This is a genomic window from Arhodomonas sp. AD133 (assembly GCF_051195215.1).
Taxonomy (GTDB): Bacteria; Pseudomonadota; Gammaproteobacteria; order Nitrococcales; family Nitrococcaceae; genus Arhodomonas.
On record NZ_JBNAZM010000007.1, the window covers coordinates 50,238 to 64,283 of the forward strand.

General features: G+C 68.2%; 11 protein-coding genes and 1 other RNA gene. 8 read left to right on the forward strand and 4 right to left on the reverse strand.

From position 1 onward, the window contains the following. Positions 1–5 precede the first annotated feature (5 nt). Positions 6–446, reverse strand: a complete 441-nt coding sequence (locus ACPEES_RS06230) for a (2Fe-2S)-binding protein (protein WP_435102146.1) — start codon at positions 444–446, stop codon at positions 6–8. A gap of 260 nt (positions 447–706) precedes the next feature. Between ACPEES_RS06230 and ACPEES_RS06235 the strand changes: the two genes are divergently transcribed. The 5 genes from ACPEES_RS06235 (at position 707) to ACPEES_RS06255 (ending at position 7,368) form a co-directional block, all read left to right on the forward strand. Beyond that, positions 707–2,002: an imelysin family protein gene (locus tag ACPEES_RS06235; RefSeq protein WP_435102148.1), complete on the forward strand. Its 1,296-nt coding sequence runs from the start codon at positions 707–709 to the stop codon at positions 2,000–2,002. Positions 2,003–2,085: 83 nt separating this feature from the next. Further along, positions 2,086–3,663: a di-heme oxidoredictase family protein gene (locus ACPEES_RS06240; protein WP_435102150.1), complete on the forward strand. Its 1,578-nt coding sequence runs from the start codon at positions 2,086–2,088 to the stop codon at positions 3,661–3,663. 53 nt (positions 3,664–3,716) lie between these two features. Next, a complete protein-coding gene (locus tag ACPEES_RS06245) occupies positions 3,717–5,099 on the forward strand; it encodes a di-heme oxidoredictase family protein (RefSeq protein ID WP_435102152.1) in 1,383 nt (460 codons plus the stop codon). Continuing rightward, positions 5,096–6,217 (forward strand): DUF1513 domain-containing protein, encoded by a 1,122-nt coding sequence (locus ACPEES_RS06250; protein ID WP_435102154.1) that lies wholly within the window; start codon positions 5,096–5,098, stop codon positions 6,215–6,217. The genes ACPEES_RS06245 and ACPEES_RS06250 overlap by 4 nt, the downstream gene beginning before the upstream one ends. Before the next feature lie 20 nt (positions 6,218–6,237). Then, positions 6,238–7,368, forward strand: a complete 1,131-nt coding sequence (locus tag ACPEES_RS06255) for an imelysin family protein (protein WP_435102156.1) — start codon at positions 6,238–6,240, stop codon at positions 7,366–7,368. A gap of 55 nt (positions 7,369–7,423) precedes the next feature. Here ACPEES_RS06255 and ACPEES_RS06260 read toward each other — a convergent pair whose 3' ends face one another. Beyond that, the gene (locus ACPEES_RS06260; RefSeq protein ID WP_435102158.1) at positions 7,424–9,115 is read right to left on the reverse strand and encodes a methyl-accepting chemotaxis protein; all 1,692 of its coding nucleotides are present in this window, start codon (positions 9,113–9,115) and stop codon (positions 7,424–7,426) included. Between the two features lie 220 nt (positions 9,116–9,335). After that, positions 9,336–10,679, reverse strand: coding sequence for a Na+/H+ antiporter family protein (locus ACPEES_RS06265; protein WP_435102160.1), 1,344 nt, complete (start codon positions 10,677–10,679; stop codon positions 9,336–9,338). A 179-nt stretch (positions 10,680–10,858) separates the two neighbouring features. Between ACPEES_RS06265 and ffs the strand changes: the two genes are divergently transcribed. After that, positions 10,859–10,955: signal recognition particle sRNA small type (ffs, locus tag ACPEES_RS06270), an RNA gene on the forward strand. Between the two features lie 99 nt (positions 10,956–11,054). On the opposite strand, the gene ACPEES_RS06275 is transcribed toward ffs, so the two are convergent. After that, complete coding sequence (locus tag ACPEES_RS06275) at positions 11,055–11,474, reverse strand: VOC family protein (RefSeq protein WP_435102162.1); 420 nt, start codon at positions 11,472–11,474, stop codon at positions 11,055–11,057. A 383-nt stretch (positions 11,475–11,857) separates the two neighbouring features. Here ACPEES_RS06275 and ACPEES_RS06280 point away from each other — a divergent pair, with 383 nt between their 5' ends. Further along, a complete protein-coding gene (locus ACPEES_RS06280) occupies positions 11,858–12,145 on the forward strand; it encodes a putative quinol monooxygenase (RefSeq protein ID WP_435102164.1) in 288 nt (95 codons plus the stop codon). 118 nt (positions 12,146–12,263) lie between these two features. Then, positions 12,264–14,021 (forward strand): DNA polymerase III subunit gamma/tau, encoded by a 1,758-nt coding sequence (gene dnaX, locus ACPEES_RS06285; protein ID WP_435102166.1) that lies wholly within the window; start codon positions 12,264–12,266, stop codon positions 14,019–14,021. Positions 14,022–14,046: the final 25 nt, after the last annotated feature.

Here is a 14,046-nt window from a genome sequence, read left to right on the forward strand (position 1 = left end):
CCTGATCAGCTCTTGGCGGCGGCGTGGATGGCACGGCGAACCCGCGCATAGGTGCCGCAGCGGCAGATGTTGGTCATGGCCTGGTCGATATCGGCATCGCTCGGCTGGGGGGTACGCTCGAGCAGGGCGGCTGCCGCCATGATCATGCCCGACTGACAGTAGCCGCACTGCGGCACCTGCTCATCCCGCCAGGCCTGCTGGACGGGGTGGCCGTCCATGTCCTCGATCGTGCGCACCTCGCGGTCGCCAACCGCGGAGACAGGCAGCACGCAGGTGCGGGTTGCCTGCCCGTCGAGGTGCACGGTGCAGGCGCCGCACTGGGCGATACCGCAGCCGAACTTGGTGCCGGTGAGCCCGAGATTGTCGCGCAGTACCCATAGCAGCGGGGTGTCAGGGGCCACGTCCACGGTATGTGGTTCGCCGTTGACTGTTAGCTCTATCGCCATGACGGCCTCCCTTCGACGGCGTTCTCGTGCGCCGTGTCGGAATGGAACATTGCGGGGCTATTTGTCCGGAGAGGGATCTAGCGTCTCCAGTGTAGCTTTTTACCGTGGCTATGCACGGGGGATGCGAAGCGGTGGGGCGGGGTGGATTTGTCGCTGGATTGATGTGAAGTGCTATAGCAAATAAGAATTACTTGTAATCGTAAAATCGCCCGTCTACGATTCCGGCGTTTGGACGCCGACAAGAATCGAGGATCGACCCAATGCCTATCGCTCGCCATGTTGCCCTCACCGTCGCCCTGGTGGCGCCGACGGCGGTGCTGGCCAACAGCCCCAGCCTGGACGCTGTGCTCGAGACGAACGCCCGCATCGCGCACGCCGCCTACGAGGATTCTCTGATTACAGCCCGGCGCCTGGAGTCGCGCATCGAGGCGTTGGTGGAGAATCCGTCGGAGAAGACCCTCACCGCCGCGAAGGCCGCCTGGCTCGAGGCCCGTGAGCCTTACGGCCAGACCGAGGTCTACCGCTTCCGTGGCGGTCCCATCGATGCCTTGCGGGACGACGGCACCATGGGGGCAGAGGGTGACGGTCCCGAGGGCCGCATCAATGCCTGGCCGCTCGGCGAGGCGCTGATCGACTACACCGCCGAGCGTGTGGACGGCGATGCCGGGCCGGAGAGCCCGGAAACGGTCGCCGACGTCGGCGATAACCTGATCGCCGACGAGACCTTCGAGATCAGCGTCGACAAACTCGCCTCGATGAACGAGCTCGGCGGCGACGAGCGCAACGTCACCACCGGCTATCATGCCATCGAGTTTCTCCTTTGGGGCCAGGACCTCAACGCCGATGGCAAGGGCTACGGTTCCCGTGACGCCACCGCCGGCAGCCGTCCGTACACCGATTACGTCACCGGCGAGGGCTGCACCCACGGCCACTGTGACCGCCGCGGCGCGTATCTCAATGCGGTCGCCGGCCTGCTGGTGGCCGATCTGGAGCGTGTGACCAACGCCTGGGCGCCCGGCGAGGGCGTGCACTACCAGGCGTTCGTTGCCGGTGGCGAGAGTGCCCTGCGGAAAATTCTCGAAGGCATGGGCCGGCTCTCCTATGGCGAGCTCGCCGGCGAGCGCATGCTCATCGCGCTGGCGGCGAATTCCCAGGAGGACGAGCACAGCTGTTTCGCGGACAATACGCACCGGGATATCCTGCTGAACGCCAAGGGCGTGCAGAACAGCTACCAGGGTACCTACGTGCGTAGCGACGGCCGCGTGGTCTCGGGCCCGGGTGTGGCGGACTACATCCGCAGCGAACACCCCGAGCTCGCTGCCAGGCTGGACGAGGCGCTGCGCAAGACCCTGGTGGACATCTCCCGCATGGACGGTGTGGCCAAGGCGGGTGCGCCGTTCGATGTCCAGATCCAGTCCTCTGAGTATCAGCCGTTGGTGCGCGACGTGATCGTGGACCTGCGCGACCAGACCCACTACATCGAGAGGTTGATGGCGGAGTTGGACCTGGACGCCGACCTGCGTCAGGACACCGAGGAGAACCTCGAGCAGCTCTAGACCGGAATCCAGTGAACCGGAATACGGCCCCACGGCGCGAAGGCGTCGGTGGGGCCGTCGTCTTGGAGGCAATGCCGACGGCAATGACGCGTCTCTTACTCGTAGCTCTGGCGGCGGCCGCCGCCTTCCTCGCTGGCGGTGTCTCGGCGAGTGACATTCTCGATCCGGCCGCCCGCCGCGCGGGCGGCGCCGCCACGGTGGAGCAGGCCGGTGCCAAGGCGTTCTCGCAGTCGGTCCCGCAGCTCGATTTCCGGGACGAGGCGAGCTTCAAGGCCGGCAACATGTTCTTCCGCAGCCCCCACGCGGGCGACGGGCCGCTGCTGAACGCCCGCACCTGCCAGGGCTGCCACCGTCAGGACGGCCGCGGCAACGTGCCCGACGGTCCGGACCAGCCGCTTGCGTCCATGCTCGTGCGCCTGAGCGGTCGGACGGAAGCCGGCTGGCAGCCGGACCCGCGCTATGGCCACCAGCTCCAGCCGCTTGGCCATGCCCCCGGCCGTGAAGTGCCGGCGGTTGCCGGCGAAAAACCACCGAGCGATGGCACGCCGGGTGAGGCGTACGTCTGGATCGAGTACGAGCCCGTTGAGGGCCGCTATCCCGACGGTACTGCCTACACGCTGCGCCGCCCGGCGTACCATCTGCGCGATCCGGCGGTGGGGCCATTCATGGACGGCGTGCGCTTTTCGCCCCGCGTGGCGCCGCCGGTTTTTGGCGCGGGTCTGCTGGAGGCGATTCCCCGGGCACGGCTCGAGGCGCTCGCCGATCCGGGGGACGCGGACGGCGACGGCGTTTCGGGGCGGCTGCGCCTCACCCGCGACGTTATCGCCGGCGCCGACGCGGTGGGGCGGTTCGGCTACAAGGGGGGCGCACCCACGGTGCTGCAGCAGTCCGCCGCGGCTTATCGGGACGACATGGGCCTTACCAACCGCCTGTTTCCCGAGGAATCGTGCACCGCAGCGGAGGCGGCCTGTCTGCGGGCCGCGAAGACCGAGGCAGCCGCCGCCGACGCCCCGGCGGACGTGGACGTGAGCGACCTGCGGCTTGCGCGCGTCGAGTTCTACGTACGTCATCTCGCCGTGCCGGCCGCGCGGGGCTGGAATACCGCCGCCGGGGATTGGCAACCGCGGGTGGCCGAGGGACGGCGCCTGTTCGAGGAAACGGGCTGCGCGGCCTGCCATGTGCCCAGTCACACCACCGGCGATGCGCCCGGCAGCGTGCTCGGGGAGATCGCCCTGCTGGGCCTGGAGGGTGAGGCCCGGCCGCGCGCGAGCCTATCCGACCAGCATATCTGGCCCTATACCGATCTCCTGCTGCATGACATGGGCGGAAGTTGCCGGGTGGCGGTGGAGACGCCCGCGGGCGAGGCCTGTGACCCGGCTGCGAGCGACCGTTGTGTGTGGGTGCAGCGTTGCGACGGGCTCGCCGACGGCCGGCCCGAGGGCAACGCCACGGGCCGGGAGTGGCGTACCCCACCGCTCTGGGGCCTGGGGCTCACCAGGACCGTCAACCCGCGTGCCGGCTATCTCCACGACGGGCGCGCGCGTACCGTGGAGGAGGCCATTCTCTGGCACGGCGGCGAGGCGTCGTCAGCGCGCGCAGCATTCACGCACCTGAGCGCCGATGAGCGTGCGGCGCTCATCGCCTTCCTGCGCACCCTGTGAGCGGCGGCGGGACACATCGGCGCGCCAGGTGGCGGCGAGCAGCTGCCGGCCTGTTGTGCCTGGCACTGTGGGGGGGGCCCGCGGCGGCGCCGGCGTCGCCACGACTCGCGGGCGGGGAGACCACGGTCTCGCGCGCCCGGGCGGACGACTTTCTCGAGCCCCTGGCCAATCTCGGCTTGCTGCGCCAGGAGCGCCATCTCATCGGGCGCTCGCTGTTTCGCAATCCGTGGGTAATTCCCCCTTCCAGCACCGATGCCCGCGACGGGCTGGGACCGGTGTTCAACGCCCGCTCCTGTCTCGCCTGCCACCGCGGCGGTGGTCGCGGCCACCCACCACAGGGCGACGAGCCGTTGCAGTCCCTGGTGGTGCACGTGGGTGTGCCCGACGGCGCCACCAGCCGGCCGGAGCCTACCTACGGCCGCCAGATTCAGACCTACGGCGTTTCCCGCGGCCCGGCACAGGGGCTGGCGGCGGCGAATGCGGCACTCGACGGGCGCACCGCCACCGGGGAGGCGCGGGTGTCGGTGAGCTACCGCACGGTCGAGGGACACTACGACGACGGCACGCCCTATCGCCTGCGCGAGCCGCGCTTCAACATCGAGGAGCTTGCCTACGGGCCGCTGTCGGAGCGGGCGCGCCTGTCGGGGCGGGTGGCCCAGCCCCTGTTGGGTGTGGGGCTCCTGGAGGCCATTCCGGAGGCACGCCTTGCCGCGCTCGCTGACCCGGACGATCGTGACGGTGACGGGATCTCCGGCCGGCTGGCGCGCCTCGGCAATGGCCGTGTGGGGCGCTTCGGCCACAAGGCTTCCCAGCCCGACGTGCTCGCGCAAACCGCGGCCGCCTTCCGTGACGATCTCGGGATCACCAGCGCGCTCTTTCGCGAGCAGCCGTGCACCGCGGCCCAGACGGCCTGCCGGGCCCAGCCCAACGGCGATGGGCCGCAGCAGGCGGGGGTGGAGATTGCCGACGACCTGCTTGCGGCTACGGCGTTCTACGTTCGCACCCTGGCGGTGACGGCGCGCGGGCCGGTGGAAGGCACGGCCCGGCGCGGCGAGGCGCTGTTCGAGCGCATCGGCTGTGCCGCCTGCCACGTGCCCGCCCACCGCACGGAGCAGCTGGCAGGCTTTCCGGAGCTCAGCGGTCAGCGAATTTACCCCTACACGGATCTCCTGCTCCATGACATGGGATCGGGGCTCGACGACGGTCTGGCTACCGCCGAGGCGCGCTCGGCGGAGTGGCGGACACCGCCGTTGTGGGGCATCGGGCTCACCGGACGGGTCACCGATGGGCAGAGCTATCTTCACGACGGCCGCGCACGCACCCTGGCGGAGGCCGTACTGTGGCACGGCGGCGAGGCGGCGGCCGCGCGGGCTCGATTCGCCGCCCTGGCGCGCGACGAACGTGCGGCACTGATCAGTTTTCTGGAGGCATTGTGACGACGGTTGACCGGCAACGCCGGGCATTGCTCAAGAGTGCCGGCGCGCTGCTCGCCGCCGGCATGTGGCCCGGCCGTGCACTTGCGGCGGGTGGTGACGGCGAGCGCTTCGTGGCCGCGCAGGACTATCGCGACGGCAGTCACCACGTGGCCTGGTCCGGGCCCGGCAGCGCCACCGTGCCGGCGGACTTCCGCGGGCACGGCTTCGCCTTCGTGCCGGGTGCGCCGCATCGCGGCGTGATGTTCGGACGCCGTCCCGGCTTTGCCGCCTGTGCCTTCGACCTGCGTCGCGGCGAGATCACCGACGTATTCGAGCCCACCGCGGACCGCCACTTCTACGGCCACGGCTGCTTCAGCGCCGACGGTGCTTATCTCTACACCGCGGAGAACGACTACGCCGGCGGCCGCGGCGTCATCGGCGTGCGCGATGGGCGCAGCTTCGAGTTCCTCGGCGAGCTTGCCTCCCACGGCGTGGGCCCCCACGAGATACGGCGGCTTGGCGATGACCGGCTGCTGGTGGCCAACGGTGGCATCCGCACGAACCCCGAGGCGGGCCGGCGCAAGCTCGCGCTCGCGGACATGGACTCCTCGCTGGTGGTGATATCGACCGACGGCGGATTGGTGGAGCGCGCACGGGCGACGGATCAGTACATGAGCCTGCGGCATCTCGCCCCGGGGCCGGATGGCGGTGCGGCAGTGGCGATCCAGTACCAACGCCGTGCCGCCGGGCATGACGAGCCCGTGCCCCTGCTCGCTTTCTGGCGACCGGGGGCGGGCATTCGCCTGGCCGACGGCGTGGAGGAGTTCGCGCGTATGCGCGACTATGCCTTGAGCGTGGTGGTGGATCCGCGCCGGCGCCGTGTGGGGCTCACCAGCCCGCGGGGCCACCGGCTCGGCTTCTGGAACTACGACGGCGGCGGGCTGCTGCGCGCGCACGCCATCCGCGGGGTGAGCGGCATCACCATGACCACCGACCGGCGGCACTATGTCTGCAGCACCACCGCCGGCGAGCTACGGTTCTTCGACGCTGCCAGCCTGGAGGAACAGCCCGGGCTCCGGCGCCGCGACCGCCGCGCGCTCTGGGACAATCATCTCTACAACCCCGCCCTCGCGTCATGACCGCCATGAAGGAGATCGTCATGCCTGCCTTGCTGCTCGTCGTCATTGCATTGCTGTGGCCGGGGGCGGTCGCGGTTGCCGATCAGAAGGGGCCGCCGGAGCAGGCGCTCGAGGCGGGCATTCGCGCCACCGTGGAGGCGGGCGTGCTGCCGGCCCTTGTTGCCTTCGACGAGCGCGTCGCCGGTTTCGACCGGGCCACGCGCGCGCTCTGCGAGACGCCGGGCGAGGGTAAGCTGAACGCTGCGCGGGATGCCTGGCGTGCGCTCGCGAACGCGTGGGCGCGGGTGGGGGTGCTGCGCTTCGGTCCGCTGACCGGCGGTTTCCCGGTACGGCTCGCGTGGCGGCTCGACGCCTACCGTATGGACCGCCGGCCGCGCGCCGTCGAAGAGGCCATCGAGGTGGCGAGTGTCTCGGACGTCCCCATTGATGCGGCCTATATCGAGTCGGTAAGCACCTTCGCCAAGAGCCTGCGGGCCTTCGAGCGCCTGCTCTTCGACCGTCCGGACGCCGCCGGCGAGGCGCTGGCCACGTTTCGTGACGACCCGCGGCGGTGTGCCTATCTGCGCGGGCTCTCGACGGCCTATGTGACCGACGCGGCAGCGTTCGTCGAGCACTGGCGGGACGGCGACGACCCCTACGCCGAGGAGCTTGCCCATCCCGGCGCGTCGGGGAGCGAGTTCTTCCGCACCCAGGACGCGGTCGACCGCGTGATGAATGCCGTGATTACCAGCCTGGACGTGCTCACCCGTGACGAGCTCGGCAAGCCCCTGGGGCGGGATGCGGACAACGCCCGACCGTGGGTGCTGGCCTCGCCGGTGGCACGCCACAGCGCGGCGGAGATCGAGGCCACCCTGGACGGCCTGGCGATGCTCTTCTTCAACCGCTGGCAGGACCGGGACGGCCGCGGGCTCGACGACGCCCTGCGGGAGTCGGGTGAGGCGGCGCTGGTGGCCAGGGTGGAGGCGCGTTTCGCCGCCGCTCGCGAGGCCCTTGCGGCGCTGCCCGCGCCACTTGTCGTGAGCGTGCGCGAGCACCGTGGTGCCGCCGAGCGTGTGCTCGCCGAGCTCAATCGCCTCAAGGCTGTCTTCAAGGTGGACGTCGCCAACGCGCTGTGGGTCACCCTGGATTTCAACGCCACCGACGGTGATTGAGCGCGCTCACGAAACGGCGTCCGCGAGCCCCGGCAACGTCTGCACAATGCCCGCGCTAGACGCGGAAGCGCCCGACCGCTTCGCGTAGCTGCTCGCCCATGCGGGCGAGCTCGTCGCTCGCCTGGGTGGTCTGCTGCACGCCCTCGGCGCTCTGGTTGGCGGCGTCGACGATCGCGGAGATGTTGCGGTTGAGCTCTTCGGCGACCTGCCCCTGTTCCTCGGCGGCCGTGGCGATCTGGGTGATCTGCTCGTGGATGCGCGAGACTGCGCCCTCGATGTCCTGCAACGCTTCGCTGGCGCGCCCGGAGCGCTCCAGGCTGCTCTCCGAACGTTCACGGGAGCTGTCCATGGTCGCGACGGTGGTCTGGGTGTCGGCTACCAGGCCCTCGATGATGCTGCGGATCTGATCGGCGGACTCGCTGGAGCGTTTGGCGAGCGCCCGAACCTCCTCGGCGACCACGGCGAAGCCACGGCCCTGCTCGCCGGCACGCGCGGCCTCGATGGCGGCGTTCAGCGCAAGCAGGTTGGTCTGCTCGGTCACCGCGTGGATCACGTCCAGCACCGTTTCGATTTCCTTGCTACGCTCGGCGAGCTTGCTCACCGCGGTGCTGGTCGAGGCGATGTCCTCGGCGAGCGCTTGCATGGCCGCGTGGTTCTCCTGAACCACGGTGCCGCCTTCCCGGGCGCGTGCGTCGGCGTCGCCGGCCGCCTGCTCGACTTCGCCGCCGTTGCGCGAGATTTCCTGGACAGTGGCGGTCATCTCGTTGATCGCCGAGGCGATCTGATCGGTCTCCCGGCTCTGGTTCTCGACATTCCCCCGCGTCTGCGTGGCGACCTGGTTGAGCTCCTCGGCGGCGGAGGCGAGCTGCTCGGTGGTGTTCCGGACGTCGCCGAGGGTGTTCTGAACCTTGGCGACAAAGGCGTTGAACTGCTCGGCGAGCTCGCCCACCTCGTCGTGACGTTCGACGGGCAGGCGCTGGGTAAGATCGCCTTCGCCTTCGGCGATTTCGCGCATGGCCTCGGAGGTCTTGCGAATCGGGCCGACGATCTTGCGGGTCATGGCGACGGCGATGGCAGCAATGGCAAGCAACGCCACCACGCCGGAGACGATGGTGGTCCATACCGCCTGGCGCACGTTCGTCGTCACCCGTTGCTGGGCTGCGGCGACCTCGGCCTCCACGTCATTAAGGTATACGCCGGTGCCCAGCATCCAGTTCCACTTGTCCAGGCCGACGCTATAGGAGAGTTTGGGTTCCTTGTTGCCGGTGGCAGGGTTGTCCCAGCGGTAGCGGTAGAAGTCGCCACCGGCCTTGGCGTCGGCGATGAGCTCGCGTAGCAGGTAGTCACCATCCTCGGTTTGCAGGTCCCACAGACTCTTGCCCTTGAGCTCGGGTTTGGGGCGGGTGACGAGGTTGATGCCGTCGTAGGTATAGACGTAGATGTAGTTGTTGTTGCCGTAGTTGACACTGCGAAGCAGCTCCGCGGCGCGTTGCTTGGCGGCCTCGTCATCGGGCCCCGCGCTCTCGTAGATCGGCTCGATGACGGTGACAGCGGTTTCCACCAGGTCCTTCAGTGCGGTCTTGCGCGAGTCGATGAGGGACTCGCGCAGCTCGGCCACGTCGGCCTCGCCCTGGGCCTGCAGGTTGCGGGCACCTTCGACGATCAACGCCATGGTGACGACTGCCAGCGGCAGCAACGCGACCAGCAGGATGCGACCTTGCAGGGTGAGGTTGCGCAGTAGCGGCATCGGTGTGGCCCCTCTGTCTGATTCTTGTAGTAATCAATCCGTCACCAGTAGGGAGCGGCTGACAGTCCGCGTTCTTGAGAACGACGCGGTAACGTCCCGACGAATGGTTCCGGGCAGGGGCGGGTTCCGTGTGGGCATGTCGCGCTTGCGACCTGAGCAGGCCGCAAGCGGGTACCGATGCGTGATGTGATCGGCGACGAGGTGCAAGCGGAGCCGGAGACTACAGGCTGATGGCGCCGATCCAGCCGAAGATGAGCAGCGGGATGTTGTAGTGGAGGAACGTCGGCACGACCGTATCCCAGATATGGTCGTGCTGGTCGTCCGCATCGAGGCCGGCGGTCGGGCCGAGAGTCGAATCCGAAGCGGGCGAGCCGGCGTCGCCGAGCGCGGCGGCGGTGCCGACCAGGCAGACCGTGGCCAGCGGCGAGAAGCCGAACGCCTGTGCCAGCGGCACGTAGATGGCGGCGATGATCGGGATCGTGGAGAACGACGAGCCGATCCCCAGCGTGATGAACAGCCCCACCGTGAGCATGATCAGGGCCGCGAGCGAGCGGTTGTCGCCGATCAGCTCGACGGAGCTCCGCACCAGGGTCTCGATCTCCCCGGTGGCCTGCATCACCGAGGCGAAGCCCGAGGCGGCGATCATGATGAACCCGATCAACGCCATCATGCGTACGCCGGCGGTGAATACGTCGTCCGCCTCGCGCCAGTGAAAGATCCCCGTTACCGACAGCACCGCGAAACCGAACAGCGCGCCGAGGATCATCGAGTCCGTGTACAGCTGTACCCCCAGGGTGAGTGCGGCTGCCGCGGCGGCCATGACGATGGGCAGTCGGCCGCGGTCGTGCTCATCCGAGGGCGCGTGGGCGGCCTCCACCGTGTCCCGGTCCTCGTAGTCGCGCCGCCCGCGGTAGGTGGCAAACACGGCGGTGATCAGTCCGACCACCATGCCGGCGACGGGGACCAGCATGGCCGTGGGTGCGGTGGCGGCATTCACCGAGAATCCGCTCGCCTCACCAGCCTGGTTGATATTGGCGATGAGTATGTCCTCGAGAAAAATGGCCCCGAAGCCCACGGGAAGCAACATGTATGGCGCGGTGACGCCGAAGGTGAGCACGCAGGCGACCGCGCGCCGGTCGATGCCGATGCGGTTCATGACGTGCAGCAGCGGCGGCACCAGGATCGGGATGAACGCGATATGCACCGGAATGGCGTTCTGCGAGAGGACGCCGGCGCCGAGGAGCGCGGCGAGCAGCGTGTACTTCACGGCGGCTCTCGCGCCGGGACTGTCGCCGCCGTGAAGGCGGCGGATGACGGTGGCGGCCAGAGTCTCGGGAAGACCGGAACGCGACAGGGCGACCGCGAATGCGCCCAGAGTGGCGTAGGCGAGGGCGATCTCGGCGCCGCCGCCGAGGCCGTCGTTGAAGGCGGAGAGAATCTCGGCGATCGGCATGTCGGCCGTGAGTCCGCCGACCAGGGCGGCGGCGACCAGAGCGAAAATCACGGATACACGCGCCAGGCTCAGGCCGACCATCACGACAACGGCGAGGATTACGGCATTCATGGGGGTTGCTGTGTTCTTCAACGGATGTGGGAATCGGCGGGGCGCGCTCGCGCCGTGGCCGGCGAAAGCGCGCTATGATGGCGTGGCGAGCGCGAGTTGTCACGGGCGTTTGTGTGGTAGCGGCGATACTGCTACTCTCTGCGCCTGCTCGTCATCGAGCAGCCCAGCAGTGGCGGAGGCGTCGGTCCCCCCGCGACGATAAGCTGCGAACCCCGTCAGGCCCGGAAGGGAGCAGCGGTAGCAGTGGACTCGGGCGCCGGGGTGTGGCTGGCGTCGCCGCCTCCATCTATTTCTCCCGCCATGACCTTACCGGCAAGGAACCCCTGGCTGGTACGTGCGTTCGTGGGTGCGACGGGGGTGGCCCGTCGCTTCCGTTCATTGCCCCGGCTTACTGAATCGCTGCCCCGAGATCGTGGGGTGGTAGAGCGGCTGAATGGTGTTGCCCGCCGGATCCAGGCAGTAGAAGCTGCGTGCGCCGTCGGCGTGATCGTGCGGTTTGGATGTTGTTTCCACATTTTGGGAGCGTACGTATTCGTACCAGGCGTCCACGTCCTCGCGGCGGTCCACCACGAAGCCGAAATGATCGAGACGCTGGGGTTCGTTCGGCGTGCCGGTCCTGAGGCGCCCCAGCGAGAGATTGTCGTTGCCGAGGGTCAGATAGACGAGATTCTCGTGAGCACGGCGTAGCACGTCCATGCCCAGGACTTGCACGTAGAAGCGCTCGCACTCTTCGAGATTGCGGACCTGCAGGGCGATATGGCGCATGCCGTTGAAACGTGGCGGGCGGTCGCTCATGGTTCCTCCTGTATGGATGGTATTTTTACTAAGTGGAAACTCATCCTATAGAATCGCTGGCGGAACGACCAAATTCCGGCGACGACCCCATGGGAGGAGCCATGTACTGCATACTAATCCGATCACAGGTAATGCCACATGTCAGCGAGCCTGTCGGGCACTCTCTCAAGGCGCGAGGAGCGTGGTGTAGCAAGGCCTACATGAGCGACGAGCAACGCCGCGAGAGTGCCCGACAGGCTCGCCCGAAGGGAGTGCTTGTGCGGCCCGGCCGCGGCGTTGCGCTCACTCGACGTGAGCCTCGCCACGCCTTCGCTCGCGCGCCTAGCAGCCGAACCGCACAAGCGCTCTGACACGTGGCATTACCTGTGATCGGATTAGTAGTCGTGAAGACACAGCTCAAGGAAGGCGTGCGTGAGGCGTTCATGGAGGCGACGCTGGAGAACGCCGCCGCGTCGGTGCGCGAGGAGCCGGGCTGCCACGTGTTCGACGTGCTCGAAGACCGCGATACACCGGGTCTGGTTTACCTCTACGAGATCTACGACAGTCCCGAGGCGCTCGCCTTGCACAAGGAAACCGAGCATTACAGGAACAGCCGCGCCATCGTGAACGAGCTCATCGCCGAGCAGTCGGTAATCAAGGCCGACGTCACCGCCGTGAACCCGGTGCGCTGACCACCCCGCTACCCGCCGCAGTGCCGAGGTGACCGCCGTGGGCGGCCGTTTAGCATGGCAAAGTTCGGCGAAACGTTAGTACAATCCGGCGACGCTCCCCGAAGCCGCCGGATTCCGAATGGCCTATCAGGTTCTCGCCCGCAAGTATCGGCCGCGCACGTTCGCGGAAATGGCCGGACAGGCGCACGTACTGCGCGCGCTTGCCAATGGCATCGCCAATGAACGCCTCCATCATGCCTACCTGTTCACCGGCACCCGCGGCGTGGGCAAGACCACCATCGCCCGGATTTTCACCAAGTGCCTGAATTGTGAAGGCAAGGGCGTTACCCCGGAGCCCTGCGGCGAGTGCGAGGCCTGCCGCGAGATCGATCAGGGCCGCTTCGTCGACCTCATCGAGGTGGACGCGGCCTCGCGCACCGGTGTGGACGATACCCGCGAGCTGCTGGACAACGTCCAGTACACACCCACCCGCGGGCGCTACAAGATCTACCTCATCGACGAGGTTCACATGTTCTCGCGGCACAGCTTCAATGCGTTGCTGAAGACGCTGGAGGAGCCGCCGCCCCATGTGAAGTTCCTGCTCGCGACCACCGATCCGCAGAAGCTGCCGGTGACGATTCTCTCGCGTTGCCTGCAGTTCAACCTCAAGCATCTGCCGGCGAGCCTGATCCGCGATCATCTCACCGCTATCCTGGATAGAGAGGGTATCGACGCGGAAGTGACGGCGGTGGAACGGCTCGCTCGTGCTGCCGACGGGAGCATGCGCGATGCGTTGAGTCTCATGGACCAGGCACTCGGTTTCGGCGGCGGATCGCTCGCGGATGACGATGTCCGGGCCATGCTCGGCAGCCTGGACGGCGAGTTCGTGCTGGCGTTGCTGGAGGCCCTGGCCGACGAGGATGCTGCCGCGCTTCTGGAGATCGTCGGTCGGATGGCCGAACGGGCACCGGATTTCGGCGATGCCATGGCCGAAATGCTGGCCGCATTGCACCGGCTGACTGTTATTCAACTGGCGCCGGCTTCCGTCGATGACGGTGATCCGGAGCGGGAACGTTTCGCCGCGCTTGCCGAGCGGCTTACGCCCGAAGACGTTCAGCTCTTCTACCAGATAGCGCTCCACGGTCGCCGCGATCTGCCACTGGCGCCGGATGCGCGTACCGGTTTCGAAATGGCGGTACTGCGCATGCTGGCGTTCCGGCCTGCGGCATCAGTGTCGGCGGGGGGAGCGGCGGGGGCCCCCGCGTCGTCAACGCCAAGCAAGCGCACGCCGACCGGGCCACCGTCGCCGCCATCCGCGGCGCCGCGGCCGCAAACGCGCGCGCCGTCATCGGCAACGGAGTCCGCCGGTGTCGGTTCCGGAACAGCGCCACTCGAGGAGCGTCCCGCGGACGCATCGCCGCCCCCCGAGCTGCCACCGGCAGAACCGGAGGAGAGGGCGAGCGACGCGGACGGCGTGACGCCTACCGGGGCGAGGCGACCGGCGAGTGCCGGAGACGGGGCGGTGGATTGGCCCCAGGTGGTTTCCCAATTGCGAGTCGGGGGTATGGCGCGAGCGCTGGCGCAGCACTGTGATTGGGGAGGCCGCGATGGTGACCGGGTGATTCTCTGCATCGAAGAGGGGCATCGCCACCTGGTCAACGACACCATGCGTGATCGCCTTGCCAAGGCGGTGAGCGACTATTTCGGCGAAGCCTTGCGCCTGGACATCCAGTTGGGCGAAGTCCACGGTGAAACGCCGGCCCAGGCGCACCAGCGGGAAGCCGAGGCGCAGCAGCAGGCGGCTGAGCGCAGCATCGAAAGCGACCCCAACGTGGCCGCTTTCAGGGAAACCTTCGGCGCGGAGGTCGTGCACGAGAGTGTACGGCCGCTGGACTGAACGACACGGCCGCGCAGCGGCCCGA

Excerpts from the sequence above, each read along its gene's own strand:
- ACPEES_RS06230 (WP_435102146.1), bottom strand. The coding sequence starts at position 446 with ATGGCGATAGAGCTAACAGTCAACGGCGAACCACATACCGTGGACGTG.
- ACPEES_RS06235 (WP_435102148.1), top strand. The coding sequence starts at position 707 with ATGCCTATCGCTCGCCATGTTGCCCTCACCGTCGCCCTGGTGGCGCCG.
- ACPEES_RS06240 (WP_435102150.1), top strand. The coding sequence starts at position 2,086 with ATGACGCGTCTCTTACTCGTAGCTCTGGCGGCGGCCGCCGCCTTCCTC.
- ACPEES_RS06255 (WP_435102156.1), top strand. The coding sequence starts at position 6,238 with ATGCCTGCCTTGCTGCTCGTCGTCATTGCATTGCTGTGGCCGGGGGCG.
- ACPEES_RS06260 (WP_435102158.1), bottom strand. The coding sequence starts at position 9,115 with ATGCCGCTACTGCGCAACCTCACCCTGCAAGGTCGCATCCTGCTGGTC.
- ACPEES_RS06265 (WP_435102160.1), bottom strand. The coding sequence starts at position 10,679 with ATGAATGCCGTAATCCTCGCCGTTGTCGTGATGGTCGGCCTGAGCCTG.
- ACPEES_RS06275 (WP_435102162.1), bottom strand. The coding sequence starts at position 11,474 with ATGAGCGACCGCCCGCCACGTTTCAACGGCATGCGCCATATCGCCCTG.
- dnaX (WP_435102166.1), top strand. The coding sequence starts at position 12,264 with ATGGCCTATCAGGTTCTCGCCCGCAAGTATCGGCCGCGCACGTTCGCG.